Genomic DNA, 255 nt, shown 5'->3' with positions numbered 1-255 from the left:
ATGGAGTCCGGCGCTTCCTGGAGGAGCTGGGCGAGGTGCTGCGCGCAGGTGAGTACGGGGCGCAGGTCGTGCGGCGCACCTACATCCCCAAGGCAGATGCAAGGAAGCGGCCACTGGGCATCCCGACGGTGCGAGACCGAGTGGTGCAGATGGCGGCCAAGCTGGTGCTGGAGCCCATCTTCGAGGAGGACTTCAAGCCGTGCTCGTATGGGTTCCGACCCGGACGCAGTGCAACGATGGCGCTGGAGGAACTCA

At 65.9% G+C, this 255-nt stretch carries 1 pseudogene; it reads left to right on the top strand.

Features of this window, described 5'->3' with window-relative positions:
* A pseudogene (locus ACG0Z3_RS23390) lies at positions 1 to 255 on the top strand (group II intron reverse transcriptase/maturase); the annotation flags it as partial.

Source organism: Pelomonas margarita (genome assembly GCF_043555875.1).
Lineage (GTDB): Bacteria > Pseudomonadota > Gammaproteobacteria > Burkholderiales > Burkholderiaceae_C > Pelomonas > Pelomonas margarita.
Note: the sequence above shows the minus strand (reverse complement) of the source record. Positions and strands in the feature narration are given on the sequence as shown.